Below are 21,346 nucleotides of genomic sequence, written 5' to 3' on the forward strand. Positions count from 1 at the left end.
CTTATTTGGTGAAGACAATCAATATCCTCAAAAGTTTTATTTTCTGAAAATATATAAAGATGAATTATCCAAGTTAGACCTAATCTAATTTGTGTTACCATTTTTGTGAATAAATTGTCATTTGAAAAGACTCAACACTATCATACTTCTTGGAGGTTTATTTTCTTCAATCTCATTTGTAAAAAGAATCCCAAATTACAAAGAAACCTTTTTTAGATTATTAACGTAGTGATATGGTGACTAGTAGTTCAATAGACCATTTTTCATCTACCTCTAAAGAGTATTCATTTTCCAGACCCCTTTACCCCGATACCCTTTACAAATATTTGAGCGATGTAACACCGAACAAAAATGTGGCATGGGATTGTGCTACCGGCAATGGGCAAGCTGCTATAGGGCTTTGCAAACACTTTAAGAATGTAATTGCTAGTGATGCAAGTAAGGGTCAGCTGGACTATCAATTCGAGAGAACTAACATACGCTATGAAATGTTTCCTGCAGAAAAAGCAGATATCGGTGATAATAGTGTTGACTTGATAACTGTTGCACAGGCTGCACACTGGTTTGATCTCGACAAGTTCTATAAAGAGGTAATACGTGTAGGGAAAAGTAACGGCATTCTGGCTATATGGTCCTATGGCATGCATCAAATTGATAAAGATATTGATAAGATTAGTGCAAGATTAAACGTTAATGGAGATATTCTTGGAAAATATTGGCCTCCAGAAACGAATTATGTCCAAGATGATTACAAAACTATTCCTTTTCCTTTCAAAGAGATCCTCGCTCCAAAATTTGAAATGAATGTTTACTGGAGCCTTGATGATTTAATTAGCTACATGCAAACATGGTCTGCTGTAAAAAGGTTTAACAACGAAAAAAAGTTCAACCCCCTAAACCTAATAATAGATGAACTGGAAAAATTATGGGGAAATCATGAGGATCAAAAAGTTGTAAAATGGAATATTAATATCAGAATAGGTAAAATTCATAGTTAACTAATTATTATTGTAGCACGGTTGCAGGAAACTTTTTCTATTGGCATACTAATGCAGTATAGACGAATGGATTGACCGAAAGAACAACTTAATTCTGATCAGTATAAAATTGGTTTCCTTATTTTGATCTACGACTATATACAAATTCACAAACGAAAAGAAATGTGATATTAATAGTTACTTTATCTATCCAATTCTTGAATGGCAAATGATGATGGCGTAACTTGGATTAATTCGGTAGGGCAGTCTTATAACAAGTAAATGTTTTCGATGATTGATAGGTGATTTTATCACCATCACCATCTGCGTTATCATTTATTCGGATTTGGTTACCTTCCTAGTCTGTACCCCACGGATTATCTATTACAAACTTCCATTTGCCATCGGCCTGTTGGCGCAAAACATCTGCAGATTTGGCAGCGATATTGACAGGATTGCCATCAGGTCCTGTTCCCTTATATGACCATTCAGTTGTTACCAGGGCAAGATCACTTGTTTGGAGTACTCTTTTTACCTTTAGATCTAGCTTGCCTTTTAGGTCGATAAAACCGCTCAGACACTGGCGAACCGATTCCGGACTCTTCGCAAGTTGTCCTGGTTCTGAGGCAAAACATGCATCAGGTTCGTAGAGCTTCATGAGAGAATCTAAGTCGCCATTGTTAATACCTTTGACTACTGAATTTAGCACCTCTTCGGGTGTCATTTGTTCAGACATAGGGGTGGACTTGTGCCTACTACATATAAGGATATCACAAAAAATTCTAATCTATCTAGGAAATCTTGTTTTACCGAATGAGAAATCGTTTTGGGCCATACTGGTTGACATGTTAACTAGTTACCTATTTGAGCCAGTTTTTCCAGTTGTCTCTATAATAAAGCGCATCCTTTTTGCCTGACTCTACCAATTCTTCGATTGTGTGTGTTGAAAACTCAAATGCTTTTCCATTTATATCGTCACTTTCATTAACATCTAGGTTGTTACCATATTCAATTCTAACTATGTTATCGATTGTAAATCTTCCATCGATCAAGTCATTAAACTTTCTATGATCTCCTTTCCTATCTTTGCTTCTAATTATCTTGTTTATTTCTTTCTTTAACTGTTCGGCTACATTTTTATCTCCTTTTTCAATATGGTTCCAAAGAATCTTGCTAATTCCTATGTAATCGGAGACCAGAATTGCTGATTTCTCATCATATTTGGATTTATCATGGAATAGAATATCCTGGACTCGATTGGTTAGGGAGTCTGGATCCAAGGGCGTGCCTTTTTGCAATGTAGGATACAAGTCCGCTATTATTATATCTAAAGACGGAACGCTTTTTCCTTTTTCAATAGTCGTCTTATCATAAAAGTCTCTGTGTGCTTGCAATACTTCTCTCAATGGCGTATTACTTAGATAAATTCCATCCATAAATGGACGGAATTTTTCCTCAATAGTTCCATCCTCATATGTCGTTCTTACTATAAGTTCAGGAAGCCTATACCTCAAATGCGAGGACATTGTTGCAAGCAAATGTTTCATTTCAATTCCATCGTCATAATAGATCTCATGCTTTACCTTACCCTCGTCTCCATATACAGACATCAGGTGTCCATTCTCCTAGGGATAGCTATCAAAAGTAACAGTGGTAGCATCCTGCACATCCACTCCAACTATAAGAAGTCTTGGTTGTCCTATGGTAGTTTTTATAGGGTTTTCTTTGCCATCACTGTTCTTGTTCTAGTATTTTAGAATTGCCTGGATTATTGGAGAATTATCATACCTTAGCATGAAGCTGAAAGGATTAAGAAACCTAAAATCGGGCTGAAGAATGGCAGGGGAGAGAACATTTGGAGTTCCTAGCGGACCTAACGAAAATTGGAGCCATGATCGATATCTTCTTGTTGCCTCCGCAGTTGCCAGTGGACCATATTTGTCAGGCCAATAGAAATAAAATGGTAAATATGGCCATTTCTCTCTCCAATTACCATATATATCCTCATTTGACCCAAAAATTTTATTCCATAAACTGTTTGATTGATCTCTAAAAGTGTTTGCGATATCCTGTCCATAATCTACGAAAGGATTTTCAAAATACCATGTTGAAGTAGATACCGATTTCCAAAATTCTAAAAGGATGTCTGCTGAGCCCTTCCATGTTCCTCTCTGAATAACATAATTTACTAACAACACAGCGTTAATCGCTCCTGCGGAAGTCCCTGCAACTATATCAAACATAGTATAGTTATTGGGATCATTAAATTTGAAAAAATCATCATGCAGAGCCTTAAAAATCCCTGCTTCATAGGCCCCAAATGCGCCTCCGCCTTGAAAAATTAATGCTCTTTGTTTATTGCCGGTTTAGTAAGGACCCGTTCCATTAACCATTTACCATCATCCTCATTTTCCGTTTATACACTATCTAATTTATCAAGACTCGTTATAAAGGCTTTGATAAGGCATTGCATTTATTGACAATATCATAATAACATGCCTATTTAATTTTTGTATACTTATATATTGAAAATATCAATGACTAATAATGTTGAATAACCTTATAATGTATACCAAAATATTCACTTCTCTTGTATTTTTTTGGAACAGTTACAATTTCAAATCAAGTTGGAGCAACCTCTTTGTTGAATCCCGATTCTGTTACCATATCCTCATCAAACTTTAGTGGGTTAGTATCAAAAGTTACTGATGGAGAAACCCTTGATATTATGACATCAGATGGAGAAAAAATAACAATAAGACTTGCATTGATAGATGCACCAGAGACCAAAGAGTCAGGATATGATGAAGGGCGAGATTTTTTAGCTTAGCAGTGTTTGGATAAGGATGCCCAGGTAGATCCAGATAATAATCAAGGACTTACATATGGTAGAACTGTGGCAGTAGTCTACTGTGATGGTGTAAATGTAACTGAAGATATACTTGATGAAGGTTTTGCCGAGTTGTACAAGGATTTCTGTGATATATCTGAATTTGCAAATACCAGCTGGGCACAAGAACATGGTTGTTCTAATAGTGAAACTAATCGAGAGAATGATGATGACAAAGACTCTGAAGAAGAGAGATCTAGTGAGATCGACAATGATCAAAATGACAATGCTAAAGGTGACGATGATTTAGATTGTAAAGACTTTGACGAAAAAATATTCCAGTTGAAAACAATGATCCGCATAACCTTGATGCTGATGGGGATGGGATAGGCTGCGAAGGGTAGTAAATAAAAAACAATGGGAGATTTAGGGAGTAAAGTACTGATGGTTATACAGTAGAAAGAAAATATATAAGTACGCAAAGATCGATTTGTACGGGTAATAGATTCAAACAAGTACAACCAACAATCTGCTAACTTTTGGAAAATCACTAAAAGATTATTTGTATCCGATAAATGTCAGACCAGAAATTGTTTCACTGCAGATCTTCTTTCATGCTTAGCGAAATATGTCACTACTTCCCTTATAAGGAAAATTAATAGAGGTAAATACGAAGTTTCCTAATACTTTGGAACCATTTTTGGGATAAAATAAAGTATATGAAACAAATCGCGCCCTCTATGGTGTTAGCAGTTTTTGGGACAGTAATGGAAAACTTAATAAGTTACTCATAAGTAGTTCTATCCTTGGATTGAAATATGTGCTCTGCGCATTCATAGGAATCCGAGTATCTATGATCGCCAAGATTAATCTCTTGTGAAAGAACTATGTAATCAAGACCACCTGGTATTGCCAAGTGCTTATGTGTTACTATTACATCTAAATGTCCTGTTCTGATTAATTTTATAAGACAAGGTCGACAATATCCTGGGATACCTTTACTAAAATTCAGAATATATTAGAAATACCTTTTACTGATCATACATGCCAGTGCAATTCGCCGCTAAATTATCATCAATTTAGGAGGTACCGCACGATCTCATTACCGTGATTACTATGATCATGGTGAATGCCCTGCTTCTTTTCACCGACCATAATCTTTGAATAATTAAATTGACGATCACAATATTCAATTCCGTTGGAGTTCCGCATATTTGAATCTAAAGGCTTATCATACTAATTCATACTGATATTTAAATTAGTATTTAATTAGCTGGGCCCAAAATAATTATTTATGAAATTCATATCTTGATTTCAAAATATGATTAAAGGTAAGTTCTGTAATTACAATTTGTAAATCCAATCTAAAATAAAATCTTTGGCCGACCTGATGTCTCTAAAAACATATTTATTGAATTCGTGCTTGATTGGCAATGGCAGAAAATTAAAAAAATCCAATGTTGTCAAGGGCGTACTGTTTAAGGTAATGATGTAATTCATATTTGCATGATAGGCCGACATTACCCCGAATGGTGAATTTTCAACAATTAATACATCTTCTTTTGTCAGATTGGTTTTCTCTAACGCTGATATAAACGGCTGTGGATCTGGTTTACCCTTTGTTACATCATCTCCTGTAATTACGATATCAAAATTCAACATTCCTATCTTTTCCTCAATCATGTGATATGCTTCTTTTCTTGAAGATCCACTAACTATGGCTTTAACGCAGTTGGTCTTGTTCAACTCTTCTAACAGCTCTTTTGCTCCATCGATCAGAGTTATATTTTCAATCTTATTGAAGATTTTTTTCTTTAAGTTTACTATTTTTATGATCATGTTTTTATCTACTGTTGACTTTGGTGGATTTCTCTTAAAGATCTCGTACAAAAACTGCTCGGCGGGCATACCCTCGAGTAAATAAATCCACTTTTTGTCCAAATCGTAATCAATTTCTAATTTAAGTGCTTGATACATTGCTTCTGCATGATGTGGCATTGAATCAAGCAGTACTCCATCCATATCAAAGAATATTCCTCTCATCCGTTTTAAGAGAGTAAAGATTCGATTATCTTAATTTTGTTATCGACTAATTAAAGACTTCAATTACTAAAATCAATTTCAATTTAACAACTTTATCAGCTTTAAAAACCAATTTCATCTGCGAGTAGGTTTATTTCAATTATGTATGCTCTTCTTACTCCAAAATGTTATTCCCCTGTCCATTATGAGAATGATAAATAGACTTAGAATGGTAAGATAGTTAGACATTCTTGTGGTAAAGATGATGAAGTTTGTTTTTGGCACAATAGCTGTACTTGTAATCCTATCAGGCTATGAATACCCGCCGGCCTTGATTGCATATGAGTATTCTAACGATTGGAATACCCTTAGACTTGATGAATGCGATATGAATATGAAATATCCAAATAACTTTGAAACTGGAAGCACCACAAATGACTTTGAATATAAAGCAGACTTTAAATTATATTCAAATGAACCTTATCTTTTAGTCTCTGTTGATTGTAACGATTTGGACATGAACTTTTCAAATGACAACAATACAACTATTGTAACTCAAATCCAAGAAAAAGTAATGGGATATGATGATTTCATAGTCGAAAATATTAATTTGACTAAATGGAGAGTTGATGACCAAAGTACTGAATCATTTATTTTTGCAAGTGGTGAGCATGCACATACTGGTGTTGTGACAACTAATGAAATGGTCTACGTCCCTTACAATAACTTACATATCATTATCAAATTCACAGCATTATATACAGAATTTGATTCGCCTGAGATACAAGAGTTAGAAAAGAGGTTAATAGACTCCATAGATCTGCTCTAGTCGATAGCTCCGGGCCTATATCGTTTTCCAATATGTGATGTTTTGAAAAAGAATTTTACGATCAAAGCTTAAACGATACTGTGGTGACTATGGTGATATTTTAGATAAATGGTTACATTGAAGGCAAACTTCTAGATTGAATACTTTCATTACATCCTTAAAGGACTTCTCTTCAGCAAAACAATATTATGTATTTAGGCCTGTTCATAGGCATGGGATAAAGATTGTATGTCTATCTTTTTCATCTGGAGCATTGTCTTCATAACTTTTTGTGATTTGTTACTGTCTTGGTCTTTTAGCATTTTAATTAATATCGTGGGTATAACTTGCCACGATACTCCATATTTGTCCTTTAGCCAACCACATTGCTGAGCATTTGGATCACCTCCCTCTGATAATTTTTCCCAGTAATAATCTACCTTTTGTTGAGTTTCGCAGTAGACTTGGAATGAAATGGCTTCGTTAAATTTGAATACCGGCCCGCCATTAAGGGCAATGAATCTCTGTCCTTCAATTTTGAAATCCATTGTCATTACTGTTCCTTCTTTCATGTGGTGGATTTCAAAACCTTCATTCCCATATCTAACAACCCCATCAATGCTTGAATTCTTAAAAATAGAAACGTAGAATTTTACTGCATCTTCAGCTTGGTTGTCAAACCATAAACACGGAACTATTTTTTGGTTATTCTCTATTTTATTTCCAGCTGTTTCTACAATTGTTGCTTCGCTCATTGTAAATGTACTATATGTATGATATAAAAATCCACAGGGGATCAAAAGTATAGCATCGTATTATCTATAAAAAGACCAAGAAGATCTGAGAAGTTATGGTTAGTTAGGGACTAAAGTACTTTTTAACTTCGATATAAGCATCACCTAAAACTTCAGAAGTTTCATTAAGGATTGTTCCAGCCGATTTTGATGTAATAATTTTTTGTGTAACGTTACCAACAAATTCTCCGGTTTCCGTAATGGCACCTTTGATTGATTCGGAAGCTTCTTTCTGCGCCGATGTTGTTGTGGTCGGTGCACTAGTAGATATACTAGTCTGGTTTAATGTTGAGTTTGTCTGGCCTTGGTTTAATGTTGAGTTTGTCTGGCCTTGGTTTAATGTTGAGTTTGTCTGGCCTTGGTTTAATGTTGAGTTTGTCTGGCCTTGGTTTAATGTTGAGTTTGTCTGTCCGTACGCACTATCCGACGCAGAAATTGACACTACTAGCATTATACCAAAAATTAATATCATTCCAAAAACTAACGATGATTCTTTCTCACTTTTCATTTAATCTCACACTATTAGTATGGCAGTAAACTTTATATCCTTATATCGTGATTGAAATTGATCAATATGTATTTACAAATTATCAAGAAAAAATATCATTTATTTAGTGATTGATAAATTGATTTCAAATCCTAAATAATGTTCTAAATGAATCTGCAAAAAAAGTTTTGGGCAGATTGGAAGACATAATCTATGAATAATCTTCATTGTGGTTCGGGGTGTATTAAGCGCTTTTGAGCAATTTGTGTGTTGCACATAGACAATCCCAAAATCATTGCATCAAGATCATTAATAAATCCAGAATCATTACCTCTAAAAAGAGAAGATGATCTGTGAAAATAACCGGGATTGAATTCAGGTTCTTTTTAGTAATTATTATTTCGATACAGTTGAATCTAAATTATCTTTATCTTTCTTGTTGCTGTAGCTGTTCTTTATCCCACTTTCTAAACTATTAAGGTATGCTATAGTAGTTCCCAAATTTCCAAAACCCATAGAATTAAGAGTTTCAGAGGGTACCATTATTATTGTATTTCCATGAATCTTCATTGTTTCATAGAGCATATTGGACTGTCTGAGAGCATACGCAACAGGGTTATTGGAATAGATCTTGGAGGCATCTAGAAACTTTTGGGCCACGAGTATTTCTGAATCGCCATAAGTTACCCTAGCTTGCTTCTCACGTTCTGCCTGAGCTTGCATAGACATAGCAGCCTCTAATTCTTGGGGTATTATTACCTGTCTAATTTCAACACCGGTTACCATTACTCCCCAATTTTCTGCTTCCTTTGATATTATGGATTTGATGTTTTGGTTTATCTCCTCTCTTCTTGAAAGTATTTCTTGAAAATTTGAAGATCCTATATTATTTCGTAGTGTAGTTTGCGAAACTTGTTTTATCATTTCATTAAAATTCTCAACGTTTAACAACGCGTCGTTAGATTTCTCCTCAATTATCTTGTATCTCAGTATAGCATCTATTGTGACTGGCACATTGTCTTTTGTGAGCATCTTTTCTGCATTAAATTCTCGAACTTTCTCTCTTATGTCGATTACTAAAATGTTGTCTATTAAGGGTAACCTAGTGCGAATTCCAGGATCGACTTGACCTCTGTATACCCCTACTCTCAAAATAATAGCTCGTTCGTACTGATTAATAATAATAAAAAATGAGGATAGTATTAAAACCGTGCCAATGAAAAGTAATATATAAAAAATTATTTCTGTAAATACCACCGAGTAAAGAATGATCGAAATTATGAGAATTATTGCCCCTATTATAATTTGAAAGCCCGTTCCCTTTCTAGTTGATGTTTTTGATGGAAAAAACTTATCAACATTTTTTGAAGTAGACATATTTAAATAACTGTAAAGACATAAAAAAACTTTCAGAACAAAAGGATCCCTGTTTACTTTTAAAATTTACTTAGATAGTCATAATATCTCCTAAATTTAGTATAATTTAACAACTGACCAGTTTATTTCTATAGTAATTGGCGAAATATCGCTTTGTTTCTTATTTCATATCTTCTTACAACCCATTGAACCATATTTTACTTTTTATTTGAGATAGCGAACGTTGAATATTCATTGGAAGGTTATAACCTTTTTTGCATTAATTAATATTAATGAAGAAAATCATTAACATGAATTTAGCTATTCTATTAGCCTTTGTGTTAGCTTCCGGTATTTTTTCAGTCAGCGGAAGTGTTTATGCACAGGGCAATGGGGATGATGACAACGACAATAATAATGATAATGATGCAAATAGCGAAAATGCAGACGTAAACGTTAATCCTTTAACTGGTACTAATGATTCAGCAGAAGAAGTTGCAGCAAACGTTACGGAGTTTGTAAATGCGACAACTCCAGAGGATGTAAGCGAACAGGTAGCTAACATAAGTGGTTCATCTGCTCCTCCTGGTGAATTAGATTATGCTTCCGACGATAACGCTACCAGTTCAAATGCCACCAGTGCAAACGCCTCCAGTGCAAATTCAACTAATACCGCAATTAACGCTACAAATACCACAGCCGTTCAGTAATAGTTAGTTGATTAAAAATCAACTAATTTGTCAATCAATTTTTTTTGCAAGTCATCAATATCTTTCTGAATTTTTCTATGTAGGTGCAACAGCGCTTCACACATCCCAAAATAATTATCAATTGTTACTAAATTAGACATATAAGAAATGCCGTATATCTATTTGAGGGGTCATCTGAAAATATATTATGAAATTTATGGAGCTGAAAAATCATACCCCATAATCTTAATTCATCCACTGGGTGGAAACATAGAGATTTGGCAGGAAGAAATATCTTTAATTTTAAAATCTCAGAAATATAGAATAATAGCCTACGAATTGAGAGGCCATAATAGATCCACTATAGGAGACAACCTCGATTTTACTATGGAAGACCTGGCTAATGATTTGTATATTTTACTAAATCAACTTCAAATATCTAGATGTACTTTGATAGGTCACTCGATAGGCGGAAAAATAGCAGCCGTTTTTGCTAAACACAACATATCAATGGTGGATGCAATAATGTTCATAAGTGGTTCTTCCATACCCATTAAGGAAGATGATCTTGAAGATTCTACCGCAATAAGACTAGCATCTACAAAGGGAATGGCTGCAGTGGCATATTACGAACGTCAAAAAAAATATAGCAAAGAAAAAGCGTTACAAGATGACAGACACTGGAATCACTTCAAGGAAATATTTACAAAAACCTCTGTGGATGGATTCATAGCTTCTAGGAAAGCCTTGCGTACCATGCCCCAAAACATAAATAAATTTTTGAGAAATTCTGACTGTAAATTGTTTGGAATTGTAGGAAGTGAAGATGATGTATTTTTGAATCTCAAAAAAACTATGAAAAAAGAAATTCCAAATTTTGAATTTAGAGTCATTTACGGGGAAGGTCATTGGCTTGTGCTTCATAATCCAGTTGAATTAAATAAGGCGATAGAGGAATTCTTGAGTGAAATTAATGTTCCTAACCAGAACTAGCTACAAAGTTATTCCATTAAGCTGACGATACCAAAGACAATATTTGAGAAGCTCTTATGGATTGCAATTCTTTGCCCCAAGAATTGACAATTAAAACGGCACTAGATAACCAGTATTGTTACTATGTTTAGATATCCAGCAGATTAAAGACTACTTAATCTGTAAGTTCCCTATAAAGAAAACAAATTGCAAGACTTCCCAACGTATCAACCCACAAGTCAACAAACATGTCTAAAGGGTCAGTCTGAATAAAACCAGTTGGACCATGCATACTCAAACTAATCCATTCATAAACTTCCCACAGGATAAATCCTATCCATGCGGCCCCTATACTGATCGGAAAATAGTATCTTTTTTTTCTTGTCAAGAAAAAATTTAGAACAATTGCCGTTATGCCCATAGCAGACAATCCGTGAGTAATGCTATCAATTGAGGTTGTATCATATAGGTGAAATGTATATTCTGACAGAAAATGTGCTCCTAATGCCACGCCTCCAATAAATAGCGTGAAAAACAACCAACCTCTGCTTGTATCAACAATCATTTTTCCCATGAATTTTATTTCTATTCCGCTATGAGCCGTATGGTGTTGGTGTCTACGGTGTTCTTTTTCCGTTTTTAGGGTCATCCATAAAAATAAAATCCCTGTGCTTAACAAAACTATTGAAAAAAAGGGATTTGAAAGCCATTCTGGTCCATGCATAGTCTATACAAACTTTATCAACTAGATATTTATCTAGTAATATTCTTACATTTTACTATGATAAAGAAATGTTATCCCTTCCACATATATCCATGAGAACCTAAAAGGTGATAAATTTCCTCCATAAACCTATTCAATTTATGAATTCATTGAGGAGTGAACCCGTTAGTCTCTAGTTCAATTATAACTATTATAAAAATCGGATTTTATAATCCTCAATCAATATGTTTATTGCATGCTCGCATGAGTTTGGATTACTATTTTGATTTTCCATTTGCTATTGTAGAAATAAGTGGTATATTGTCTGTGAAAAAAGATTGTAAGTCTATTTTTACAATAAACAATGATGAGGACGATTTAAATACGATAATGCAAATCAATGTCACATGACCAAAATAGTTAAACTGCATGTCATCCCCCCTCCTAATGCAGAGACAAAAACAATTTTTGCAATAGACGACAAAGATGTTTTGATAAAAGGAGTGGAATTAGAGTCACACCTTTGTGGAAGTTGTGGATTTGTGTTAGCAGAAAATATAATGGTTTATAATTATAAAGACGTAGTACTGCAGTGTCCAAATTGCAAGTCTTATAACGGTGCACCAAATAGCGACAGTTTTTGATATTTCTATATTACAACTTCCTTAGTTAAAATTAGAACTTACGCTAGCTATTAAGGGATTAGGTCGTTTGTATTTCACTAGTAATAAAAAAGATAATGTTACCTCAGTTACGACCGGATTATTTACTTGAGCCGTTCATAATATCTTGTAACCCTTCAGTTACACTTTCGCTGATATTTGAGAGAGCTTCGCCAGTTTCATTCATTGCCACTCCTAATCCTTCAGTAGCATTGCCAGCTGCCTCGCCAGTTTCATTCATTGCCACTCCTAATCCTTCAGTAGCATTGCCAGCTGCCTCGCCAGTTTCATTCATTGCCACTCCTAATCCTTCAGTAGCATTGCCAGCTGCCTCGCCAGTTTCATTCATTGCAACTTGAGCCCCTTCTCCTGTCTCATTAACACCCTGTGTAACATTTTGAGCAAAAGCGCTGGTTCCTGTTGTTCCCACCAAGAGTGTGAATGCTGCAAGTATGGTGAATAAAATTGTTTTATCCATTAAATTTTAATAAATATAGTAGTTTTTAAACCTTATACATAGTAATTGTTAATATTACACACACGACCCTATCTAACTATGGTAGTTAGTATCAAGTTTATCAAATAGGTATACATTATTTTGTTTTAATGGTCTGAATTTATTCCTATAATGATCTTGATTTAAGATACCCAATTTTGACATTGAATTCTCAATAATCAAGATCAATTAGCTTTCAGTTATAAATATGGTAACACATATGACTTGAATATTAGGTTAGTTAAAGTGTTTCATATCAATATTTGAGTTTGTTTATCTTTTATTATCCCATCGTTAGACAAACATTCAACATGTGTAAATTAGCCAATAGCGTACCTAGATATAATCTTTATTTAAGAACAGACGGGCCTGTCACAATTGCTCTTCCTGACATCATAAAATAAACTAGAAAGCACCAAGGTTCTTAACTGAACGAATCAAAATTATATTTAAATAGCCCGGCTACCGCATCATTATATAGTCCTTTTATAGTTATTTGAACCAAAGTAAATATGAATAATATAGATTTTTCAGAACTAATTGTATCAAAAAAGGGTGTAATTCTATCCGACAGACAAGTTGTAGGGAATATAATTGGGGAAAGAGGCGATTCTATCATAATAGAGAAGGATGGTGCGAGTGACAATATCTATCTAGTACCTAAATCTAAAGTCGAGGCTTATGATGGCGCACAATTGATATTGAATACCAATGATTCTGAACTTAAAACTTTTGAACAGAGAAGGGAAGATGATGGAGATTCAGTGTTAGATACTATCACAGACAAATTAGGTGATGTCAAAGACAAAGTGGTTGACACAACGAAGGATGTCGCAGGAAAAGCAAAAGACAAGGTAGACTAGTCATCTTTCCCTTTTATTTTGGATCGTTTTACAAATTAATCTATCTCTGGTGCCATAAATAATATCTAGGCAATATGCTCTCATAAATGATAATATCAGGAATAATAGTTTCCCCATAAAAGAGACTAGGCAATCTGTAACGATTTAGGAGATCTATCTTACTGGTAATGATAGCCTCAGATCTACACCATAATTTGATAGATTCTCATTTCTATTCTACTCATAGACAAAAATGTTAGCAAAAAAATTTAGTATTTAGGTGTTTGTAGACCAAATACAATTTTGTACAAGCATATGGTTGGAGAAATTTTTCAGGCAGTCCTTCAATTAATCGTTTCCTATCATAGGAGGGCGTGTGTCGGATATGATGATGGTAACAATCTGTTGGTAAAACTATCTGTTAATAAGGTGACCATTAAGATATCTATGTGGTACAGCACTATAAGTTTAGGAAAAAGCATTTCTGCAGGCTGTCTGTGCTTGTAGATGGTTAGTTGATGGCAAATCGCTATCTACCATTTTACGGTTTAGAGTCAATTATGGATTATTTGATGTCCATCTATGAAGTTATTTATATGAAATGCAATCCAAATACCTGGCAGTTGCATATCCCTAATATGGACCTAAAATTTCTAACCAAATGTAAAACCAATAAATAAAATGAAACTTGCATCCTACTTAGATATTTTAGGCTTATCGTATTTGCTCTAAATAATTAATTTGTAGATAATTAATACTAGTACTCAAAAAAGCAAAATACAAGTTTTTGACATATAATTGCTAGTATGACATGGATAAAAGTATGTGGATTGGAATCATTGGATAACAACAATATAGTCTCATTTGATCACGATGGTAAAGAAATAATGGTTGTCAAAGCAGGTGATAGTATTTACGCAACCGATAGAATATGTACTCATGCATATGCTGATCTATCTGGTGGAATCATGAATGAAGATGAAAAAACTCTTACATGTCCTTTGCACTTGTCGGCGTTTAAATTAAGCGATGGCATACCTCAGAACCCCCCAGCAGAAATGCCACTGTCTACTTACAAGATTAAAGTTGAGGACAATGATGTTTTGGTCCTGTTTGATTAATCTCAGTAAATGGATATCACGGTTTATCTAGAAATAAATTCGTAAAGTCAGTAGAACTTCAATGTTGAGTTTCCACTGGAGATTAAATTGATCAATGGATCCGTGATTGGATGAAAGAATGCTTGAAATCGCGTAATCTTTGGTTTTACAAATTAATTCACACATCTGTTAAATATTTCTTGACGAGAGGAAATGGTCAATTATTTTCCCGATTTTATGCTTCATACTCTTTGCGGTCTATGGTTATTGGCCAAATATTTGATTAGTATTGCAACAATATATACGAGAGGTAGTATGGACAGTCAAATCCTTTGCAACATATAACAACATGATTTTATTCATTCCTTTTCCTCTCTTTGCTTTGCTTTATCAAACATTTGTTTAGCAAATGCGCCCACAAACGCTCCTGCAAAAATGCCAATGAACTGTCCATATGTTGCCCAAAAGTCTTTAAATTGATCTCCTATTCCTTTTGGTGGGATAACTGTTACTGTCAAATTAATTGGTTTCGTTAAATAACCAACAGTTGGATACTTTACAGACAGTGCAAATTTTGGATCTACGGTTCCGCCTAGTGGTGCAGTAAATGTTGGTTTTGTGGCTGTGGCCATCGATGGCTCTCTTATTGTCACAATCAGGGGTATTGTATAGATACCGAGAGGGGTTTGATTAGGGACACCTATTTTTATCAATGGTGGTTGATTTCTTTGTATATGCACATCAAATTCACTAGAGTTAAATGATGAACCAATTATGTAATCGTTGAAATTATCATTAAAATTATTGGTAACTCCCAATGTGATATTAATGACATCATTAGAAAAACCAGAAGTCGACTTGATTCTAGCCGGGATCATCTGCTCTTCTCCTTGCCTTACTGATATATCGCTTGGAGAGGTGGATATTTCTAAGCTAGGTGGAGGAATGGTTACCCAGTTTGTAAACTGTCTGACTTCATTAGACCCAATTGATTCTGCGGAATAAAATAGTAAATTATATTCACTAGGGTAGCCTATCGAACTCAAATCTAAATTTAAATTTACGTAACCAGGGCCGACGGGGGATTCAGCATGTGAGAAGGTAAGGTTTGATTTAGAGCCTACCAACTTATAGCCTCCAGTAGAGGACAATTGGTAAAGATAGACATTTAGTTTGCCTTCATATAACTCTGCATAAAAATCATAGTTTGCCCCATTATATCCTGTTCTGGTATTCGCATCTGAATCAATCAGTATACCATAGCTTAACTTTGCAGAAGATAGATTACTGTATGCATCAGAAGCATTATAGATCTCATCATAAGCAGATGAGGAATTACTAAAGCCCGAATACAACCAAACGGTGGTGTTCAAAGTTTTTCCATCACTAATATAATTAGTGGATAGGATATCAGTGTAGCTTGTTTTTAGACCCTCGGTGCTATTTCCATAAGTCTGTACCCATTGACGATTTTCATTTATGAGTTCTTGAAGTTCAAACGATGGAGATGAAGCCATGGAAACTTTGAAGCTAGAATTACTACTCAAAAGTGAGAAAAGAAGGATAATTGAAATGGCTGCAATGTAACTAAAAAGATTGTATATATTAAACTGTAATTACCCCTAATTCTCTAATGAAGTTATTGAGAACTAAAAACTTTTTCTTATGGGGACATTTTGTACCATCAAATAGTATTCTCATATGTAGAATAGGCTCAACTGGTATGAAAAATTGGAATCAAAACTAGTAAATAAAGACTATTATCAATATTTAATCAAAATTGGAGTCATTTTTATAATATTCTAAAATTCGTTCAGTGTCGTTGTCTTCTTGACTATCTTTGGGCAAATCTGTTGCAGTAGGTGTAACTAAATTAAATCTAATAAAATCCATCGGAGTTATAATTCCGACCGGTTTTAACAAATCTTTATCCTCCTCCTCCTCCTTCTCTACCGTGTCGTTCTCGTTCTCAACTTTAGTTTGAGAAGATATATTAGAAACAACGAGTAGATGTCTCACCTTATTTTCTAACATCAAATCTGCTGCTTCTAAAGTAGATACCTCTGCATTGACTTTAATAAGAGGAAATGACATTACTTTGCTGGCTAATAATTGCGTACTATTCTTATCAGTAACACATACTTTTCTCGCCAGATCTCTTTCGGTAACAATTCCAAGGGGAATACCATATCTCTCATCCATTACTAGGACCGAACTAACTTGTTTATCTCTCATCTTTATTGCAACATCCTGTGCAGATGAGGTGGATCCAATTGTTTCAAGTTTTTTGGTCATTATTTCACTAACTTTGGTTGTTTTGTGGATAGGCATTTAATAATTATGGATGAGGGTTTCAAAGTATAAATACATTAATTTATGATCAATACTCAACATTCAAACTGAGTAAACTAAAACCCTGGTTGAACAGCGAGTTACACTTTGATTGTTATTGCTTATTACCTAATTCGCAAATCAAAACTTGTTCCAAAAATAAACTAAACTACTTGCATTTGGCAATATCAATATCAAAGCATTATAATAATATTGATGATAAAGATGATGGACTAGAATGAATCAAATCCTCCCATATCCATCCCGCCATCAGCGCCCATATCGCTAAAACCACCTGTATCCCCAGTGTCTGACGCACCTGCATCTGATGCAGCGCCCGAATCCTCAGCTCCAGATGCCCCTGATTCATCTACCTGTCCTTCCGTCTGGGCACTTTCTGCAGGATTCATAGCCATTCCCATAAAGGACATCATACCTGCAAACATTACCATACTCATCAACCCTGAAAACAACATCATAGGCATCCACATCCTGTTGTCATCCATGTAACTTTGCATTTGTCCTCTATCTCCGCTTTGATAAAGCTGTTGAAGGCGCTGAGATTTATACGATAATTCTTCCTTTTTACTTTCTAATACACTAGAACCAGTTTCTGATATGTATAACTCAATCTTCTTATTGCCAAAAAAACCTCGTTTCTCATTGGCATTTATTAGTTTTTGAGTTCTTAAATCATTGACAATCAATTCAACTTCATCTTTTGATATTTTGGTAACTCTTGCAATACTATCAATCTTCTTCATACCTCTCGCAATGGCGTCTAATACCATAAAGTGCTTTGGACTTTCATTAAATTCTCTTCTTGACGACATAATATGGTTGGACAATGAAAATATTTAAACGATAAGTTCAATTGGATTAAATCTAATTATTTTACCAATTTTACATCAAAATTATTTAAATTATCATATTTGTTTATATGAGTTTCATATGTTATTTGATAGGATCACATACTCTTGTTCTTTCCATTTTTGAAACTTACATGTCAATTATGGATGGGAGTAAGAAAGGTAATACAATATCTTTTGGAAACGAAAGAAAACCTCTTATTTAATAATCATAAAATAAAACCTTGCACTTAATGTTACTAATTCAAATGACTATCTTAGTTGCTTTAGGAATGAATTACTTGCTATTCTCCTTACTAACAATTCTTTGATAAAGTTGATTGATGAATTTCATTATATTACCATCCGATTCGAGCTCATTTTTTCTCATAAAATAATAAAGCTCTTCGGTTGACGCATGATGGTCTATTCCTATATTTTTTGCAGTTTCAAGTGAGATCATAGTCAAAAGCAATTTTCGTAAAACAATATCTGGTCCGTGGCTAATTAGATCTGAATGTAATTCTGCTAAAGTGTTCTTGAAATTTGAAAAAATATACTTGTCCTTTGCCTCGCGTGTTCTTAATGCAAATACCGTTCCCATCATTCTTTTTTTCATATGTACATATTCTACCATCTCTATAAAAGAAAAATCAAGATCAGGATTAGAAAGCAGTATCTCTGATAACAAATCTGATGCTTCTTGTTCATTAAGTTTCATTTCTTTTGATAGAGTAAATAGAACGTGACATGCAGCACATCCATTCTCCTTAATCACATATGGATTTTCATTTATATCTTTGATTGTTTTTGAGATTATTGTTTTAGCCATTTCTTCTTTCATATTTATATATATTGTATTTCAAGCACTAGCTTTAAAATATTAATAGTACGAAATAGGGATGCAACTAATTAGTCTAATATCTTAATAATTAGATACTGGCTTGTAGAATTGAGTTATTAAAACTATCTTGGTGACCATTGTTGACTATCATTTCATTTATGCTGATAGCTGGCTTAGATAGAGAGTAGCGTTTTTCAGTTTCAATCTTATCTATGCACGGTTTAACCTTACATTTGATAAAATAAATAACTAAATGAGGTAACATCATACACATTTAAAAAGCGTTGACATGGATGCAAGTCCATTGCAAATATTAGTCATCTATTTATGTTTTTTTATATAATACTGATTATGAGCAACAATATGATTAATTGGACTGAGGTAATTAAAAAGGAAGCCAGAGGAATAAATGATGCCGACCTAGGAGAAGTACAAGAGGTACGCCAAGATAATGTTGTGACTAAAGCCGGCGTTGTTGATAAAGAAGTATATTCTATTCCTAAGAATCTCGCTGAACGATATGATGGACATAATTTGTGGTTTAAGGTAACTAAAGAAGAAGCTGAGACTCTCTACAAGATCAAAGATTAGTCACCTTCTTTAGGGATGAGTGGGCTTTAAGTTATGTTATTGTGGGTGCAAATATAGATAAACCCACCATGACATTAAATCTTTGATTAAATTTCATAAAGTCTTTTTTATATTACATTTAAGAATACGTTGTAAATACTATGTCTCAATAACCATTTAAATGGTATCTAAAAAAGGTAACCCAAAGGAAGATAAAAAAGTTCCAGTAAAATCCGATAAGGCAGTAAAATCCGATAAGGCAGTAAAATCCGATAAGGCAGTAAAATCCGATAAGGCAGTCAAACCTGCTGCAAAAGTGGCCAAAAAAAAGGTAGCAAGTAAAACCACAAAGGTTTCAAGCACCAAAAAGGCTACTAAAAAGAAGTAAATGTCATATACTATCTATCTATGATCCATTACTTTGCTAGAAGTACAAGAGTGGTTTTATAGAATTTTTTTTACTACTTGAATATTTGCGATTTATAGAAAGCTTTGCATTTGATAAAACTCATGCGGATTGGGTATCCATAGAGTAAATATTTGTTATTTACCATTTACCATTTCTTTAACCTTGTCGATTAGTTGAATTGTCCAATCCATGTTTTACAAATTTATTTTGATAAATTCAAACTGTCGTACTTCGACCAAACTATAATTTGTTTAAAAATCATTTTTCTGCTCTGTTTTTTAATGCCTCATTCATTGAAATAAAGCTGTTATACATATCTTTGTCCAAGCGGTTTCCTACCAGGTGCACCAAAATTCCTGTAAAAATTTCTTTATGTATAAACTTTATTTGATTACTTTCAATCGGTTTCAAAATAAATATCCTCTCTCCATTAAATACCCCTGGAATGGTCGATTTCCCAAACCATCGTAGTTCTTTAAAGGGTTCTAACTTCGTAATCTCTGGCTGATAAGATCTGTTTCTGCCACCAGAAGTGTGTAAATGTATTTTGATCTTCGTTCCCAGAGTTGGAGTTCCTTCTATTTTACGAATAAACGGGTTCCACAATTCAAAATTCTTAAAATCAGTGAGTAAATCCCATACCTTTTCAACTGGAGCTCCAATATCGATTTCAGTGTGAATTTCCTTCAATATATAGTCTCTATAATGGCTTACCGTTTATGGATTCCTCAAAATGCTTTCAGTTTTAAAGTAATCAAATTTCACATTCTTTTATTATTTTTAAGTTTAGATGAAAAATATTTTTCGTACTTTGGCCTTTACATCGTTGGGCATATTGGGATCTTCAATTATCATATGCAAATTGTGTCTGCTAATGCAAAGTCCGTTTTTGTTAATTCGATAGAACCAATTTATATTCTCATTATTTATCTTGACTGTTTGTTTTCCGCAGCCTGTCATACCACAAATAATTAATTCATCTTTGCTAAAGCAAATGTGTTTGTTTGAACATTCATAAATCATGTTAGTCGTTAACGACTAGCATATTGAAAAATAATACACTTGACTGACGCTTCTGCTCTAAATGTAGTTTATCCGGCTAAAATGAGAGAAAATTTTGGTAACTTATCTATAGGATATTGATTCATGTTTTTCCTTTTTATCATCCGCAGTAGTCTTGTGTTGGGATATTTGAAATCTAGCTAACTGTTTTCTTACAGTTCTAAAACTACACTCTCACCTAGGATAAAATAGGATAGGAAAATGCTATCGAATGGCTTTGTCTTCTGCTAATAATTTTTTTCCACAATCCAAACAATACTTGATAGGAACTCTATATATGGCTCCCTTTTCATCAGAGATTTCCATAAATACATTGGTACACGAACTAAGAATAGTTAAATCAGTTAAAGAAACCAAGTCTCCCTTTGGACCGGTTACAAAAACATATCCTCTTTTACACAATTCAATTAAATTTTTACAATCTTCATGCATGTCAAATCTATAATTTTGTTAGGTTTATACCTTTTTGTCCACCAATTTTTCGTAATATGTGTGGTCCGATATTTGTGATCTGATGACTTTTATAATCTGTTGAATTGATGGA

Annotated in this window: 27 protein-coding genes; 12 read left to right on the forward strand and 15 right to left on the reverse strand. The window is 34.0% G+C overall.

Annotated features, from left to right (window positions below; genetic code table 11):
- Window positions 1-233 precede the first annotated feature (233 nt).
- Window positions 234-998, forward strand: coding sequence for a class I SAM-dependent methyltransferase (locus ACMT7R_RS00970; RefSeq protein WP_415309572.1), 765 nt, complete (start codon window positions 234-236; stop codon window positions 996-998).
- Window positions 999-1,335: 337 nt separating this feature from the next.
- Here the strand turns inward: ACMT7R_RS00970 and ACMT7R_RS00975 are convergent, their stop codons facing one another.
- The 3 genes from ACMT7R_RS00975 to ACMT7R_RS00985 form a co-directional block, all read right to left on the reverse strand.
- On the reverse strand, window positions 1,336-1,713 hold the full coding sequence (locus ACMT7R_RS00975) for a YybH family protein (RefSeq protein WP_415309573.1): 378 nt from the start codon (window positions 1,711-1,713) through the stop codon (window positions 1,336-1,338).
- Window positions 1,714-1,837: 124 nt separating this feature from the next.
- Window positions 1,838-2,587: a hypothetical protein gene (locus ACMT7R_RS00980; protein WP_415309574.1), complete on the reverse strand. Its 750-nt coding sequence runs from the start codon at window positions 2,585-2,587 to the stop codon at window positions 1,838-1,840.
- A gap of 135 nt (window positions 2,588-2,722) precedes the next feature.
- On the reverse strand, window positions 2,723-3,319 hold the full coding sequence (locus ACMT7R_RS00985; RefSeq protein ID WP_415310530.1) for a patatin-like phospholipase family protein: 597 nt from the start codon (window positions 3,317-3,319) through the stop codon (window positions 2,723-2,725).
- Window positions 3,320-3,567: 248 nt separating this feature from the next.
- Between ACMT7R_RS00985 and ACMT7R_RS00990 the strand changes: the two genes are divergently transcribed.
- Entirely contained in the window at window positions 3,568-3,807 is a 240-nt protein-coding gene (locus ACMT7R_RS00990; protein WP_415309575.1) for a thermonuclease family protein, read from the forward strand.
- 335 nt (window positions 3,808-4,142) lie between these two features.
- The gene (locus ACMT7R_RS00995) at window positions 4,143-4,211 is read left to right on the forward strand and encodes an excalibur calcium-binding domain-containing protein (RefSeq protein WP_415310532.1); all 69 of its coding nucleotides are present in this window, start codon (window positions 4,143-4,145) and stop codon (window positions 4,209-4,211) included.
- 940 nt (window positions 4,212-5,151) lie between these two features.
- Here ACMT7R_RS00995 and ACMT7R_RS01000 read toward each other — a convergent pair.
- Window positions 5,152-5,850: an HAD family hydrolase gene (locus ACMT7R_RS01000; protein WP_415309576.1), complete on the reverse strand. Its 699-nt coding sequence runs from the start codon at window positions 5,848-5,850 to the stop codon at window positions 5,152-5,154.
- Window positions 5,851-6,091: 241 nt separating this feature from the next.
- On the opposite strand from ACMT7R_RS01000, the gene ACMT7R_RS01005 reads away from it, so the two are divergent.
- Complete coding sequence (locus ACMT7R_RS01005) at window positions 6,092-6,658, forward strand: hypothetical protein (protein ID WP_415309577.1); 567 nt, start codon at window positions 6,092-6,094, stop codon at window positions 6,656-6,658.
- 194 nt (window positions 6,659-6,852) lie between these two features.
- Here the strand turns inward: ACMT7R_RS01005 and ACMT7R_RS01010 are convergent, their stop codons facing one another.
- The 3 genes from ACMT7R_RS01010 to ACMT7R_RS01020 all read right to left on the reverse strand — a co-directional run bounded on the left by ACMT7R_RS01010 (window position 6,853) and on the right by ACMT7R_RS01020 (window position 9,295).
- Window positions 6,853-7,392, reverse strand: coding sequence for a VOC family protein (locus tag ACMT7R_RS01010; RefSeq protein ID WP_415309578.1), 540 nt, complete (start codon window positions 7,390-7,392; stop codon window positions 6,853-6,855).
- A 103-nt stretch (window positions 7,393-7,495) separates the two neighbouring features.
- Window positions 7,496-7,939, reverse strand: coding sequence for a hypothetical protein (locus ACMT7R_RS01015; protein ID WP_415309579.1), 444 nt, complete (start codon window positions 7,937-7,939; stop codon window positions 7,496-7,498).
- A gap of 375 nt (window positions 7,940-8,314) precedes the next feature.
- The gene (locus ACMT7R_RS01020) at window positions 8,315-9,295 is read right to left on the reverse strand and encodes an SPFH domain-containing protein (RefSeq protein ID WP_415309580.1); all 981 of its coding nucleotides are present in this window, start codon (window positions 9,293-9,295) and stop codon (window positions 8,315-8,317) included.
- Between the two features lie 272 nt (window positions 9,296-9,567).
- Here ACMT7R_RS01020 and ACMT7R_RS01025 point away from each other — a divergent pair, with 272 nt between their 5' ends.
- Both ACMT7R_RS01025 and ACMT7R_RS01030 read left to right on the forward strand, forming a co-directional pair.
- On the forward strand, window positions 9,568-9,984 hold the full coding sequence (locus ACMT7R_RS01025) for a hypothetical protein (RefSeq protein ID WP_415309581.1): 417 nt from the start codon (window positions 9,568-9,570) through the stop codon (window positions 9,982-9,984).
- A gap of 147 nt (window positions 9,985-10,131) precedes the next feature.
- A complete protein-coding gene (locus tag ACMT7R_RS01030) occupies window positions 10,132-10,956 on the forward strand; it encodes an alpha/beta fold hydrolase (RefSeq protein ID WP_415309582.1) in 825 nt (274 codons plus the stop codon).
- A 154-nt stretch (window positions 10,957-11,110) separates the two neighbouring features.
- On the opposite strand, the gene ACMT7R_RS01035 is transcribed toward ACMT7R_RS01030, so the two are convergent.
- Window positions 11,111-11,659, reverse strand: coding sequence for a hypothetical protein (locus ACMT7R_RS01035; protein WP_415309583.1), 549 nt, complete (start codon window positions 11,657-11,659; stop codon window positions 11,111-11,113).
- 386 nt (window positions 11,660-12,045) lie between these two features.
- On the opposite strand from ACMT7R_RS01035, the gene ACMT7R_RS01040 reads away from it, so the two are divergent.
- Window positions 12,046-12,282 carry a hypothetical protein gene (locus ACMT7R_RS01040; RefSeq protein WP_415309584.1) on the forward strand — a complete coding sequence of 79 codons (237 nt, stop codon included), beginning with the start codon at window positions 12,046-12,048 and terminating at the stop codon, window positions 12,280-12,282.
- A gap of 118 nt (window positions 12,283-12,400) precedes the next feature.
- On the opposite strand, the gene ACMT7R_RS01045 is transcribed toward ACMT7R_RS01040, so the two are convergent.
- Window positions 12,401-12,778, reverse strand: coding sequence for a hypothetical protein (locus tag ACMT7R_RS01045; RefSeq protein WP_415309585.1), 378 nt, complete (start codon window positions 12,776-12,778; stop codon window positions 12,401-12,403).
- 530 nt (window positions 12,779-13,308) lie between these two features.
- On the opposite strand from ACMT7R_RS01045, the gene ACMT7R_RS01050 reads away from it, so the two are divergent.
- The 3 genes from ACMT7R_RS01050 (at window position 13,309) to ACMT7R_RS01060 (ending at window position 14,759) form a co-directional block, all read left to right on the forward strand.
- Window positions 13,309-13,659, forward strand: a complete 351-nt coding sequence (locus tag ACMT7R_RS01050; RefSeq protein ID WP_415309586.1) for a hypothetical protein — start codon at window positions 13,309-13,311, stop codon at window positions 13,657-13,659.
- A 294-nt stretch (window positions 13,660-13,953) separates the two neighbouring features.
- Window positions 13,954-14,145: a hypothetical protein gene (locus tag ACMT7R_RS01055; protein WP_415309587.1), complete on the forward strand. Its 192-nt coding sequence runs from the start codon at window positions 13,954-13,956 to the stop codon at window positions 14,143-14,145.
- Between the two features lie 299 nt (window positions 14,146-14,444).
- Window positions 14,445-14,759, forward strand: coding sequence for a Rieske (2Fe-2S) protein (locus tag ACMT7R_RS01060; RefSeq protein WP_415309588.1), 315 nt, complete (start codon window positions 14,445-14,447; stop codon window positions 14,757-14,759).
- 338 nt (window positions 14,760-15,097) lie between these two features.
- Here the strand turns inward: ACMT7R_RS01060 and ACMT7R_RS01065 are convergent, their stop codons facing one another.
- The 4 genes from ACMT7R_RS01065 to ACMT7R_RS01080 form a co-directional block, all read right to left on the reverse strand.
- Window positions 15,098-16,255 carry a hypothetical protein gene (locus ACMT7R_RS01065; protein ID WP_415309589.1) on the reverse strand — a complete coding sequence of 386 codons (1,158 nt, stop codon included), beginning with the start codon at window positions 16,253-16,255 and terminating at the stop codon, window positions 15,098-15,100.
- Window positions 16,256-16,508: 253 nt separating this feature from the next.
- Window positions 16,509-17,033: a cyclic nucleotide-binding/CBS domain-containing protein gene (locus ACMT7R_RS01070; protein WP_415309590.1), complete on the reverse strand. Its 525-nt coding sequence runs from the start codon at window positions 17,031-17,033 to the stop codon at window positions 16,509-16,511.
- A gap of 269 nt (window positions 17,034-17,302) precedes the next feature.
- Window positions 17,303-17,902: a MarR family transcriptional regulator gene (locus ACMT7R_RS01075; protein WP_415309591.1), complete on the reverse strand. Its 600-nt coding sequence runs from the start codon at window positions 17,900-17,902 to the stop codon at window positions 17,303-17,305.
- A 313-nt stretch (window positions 17,903-18,215) separates the two neighbouring features.
- Entirely contained in the window at window positions 18,216-18,749 is a 534-nt protein-coding gene (locus ACMT7R_RS01080) for a hypothetical protein (RefSeq protein ID WP_415309592.1), read from the reverse strand.
- 375 nt (window positions 18,750-19,124) lie between these two features.
- On the opposite strand from ACMT7R_RS01080, the gene ACMT7R_RS01085 reads away from it, so the two are divergent.
- Window positions 19,125-19,352, forward strand: coding sequence for a hypothetical protein (locus ACMT7R_RS01085; RefSeq protein WP_415309593.1), 228 nt, complete (start codon window positions 19,125-19,127; stop codon window positions 19,350-19,352).
- 160 nt (window positions 19,353-19,512) lie between these two features.
- A complete protein-coding gene (locus ACMT7R_RS01090; protein ID WP_415309594.1) occupies window positions 19,513-19,719 on the forward strand; it encodes a hypothetical protein in 207 nt (68 codons plus the stop codon).
- 279 nt (window positions 19,720-19,998) lie between these two features.
- Here ACMT7R_RS01090 and ACMT7R_RS01095 read toward each other — a convergent pair whose 3' ends face one another.
- Window positions 19,999-20,430, reverse strand: a complete 432-nt coding sequence (locus ACMT7R_RS01095) for an SRPBCC family protein (RefSeq protein ID WP_415309595.1) — start codon at window positions 20,428-20,430, stop codon at window positions 19,999-20,001.
- Window positions 20,431-21,006: 576 nt separating this feature from the next.
- Entirely contained in the window at window positions 21,007-21,234 is a 228-nt protein-coding gene (locus ACMT7R_RS01100) for a hypothetical protein (RefSeq protein WP_415309596.1), read from the reverse strand.
- Window positions 21,235-21,346 lie beyond the last annotated feature (112 nt).

The organism is Candidatus Nitrosocosmicus sp. FF01, assembly GCF_047711275.1.
Taxonomy (GTDB): Archaea; Thermoproteota; Nitrososphaeria; order Nitrososphaerales; family Nitrososphaeraceae; genus Nitrosocosmicus.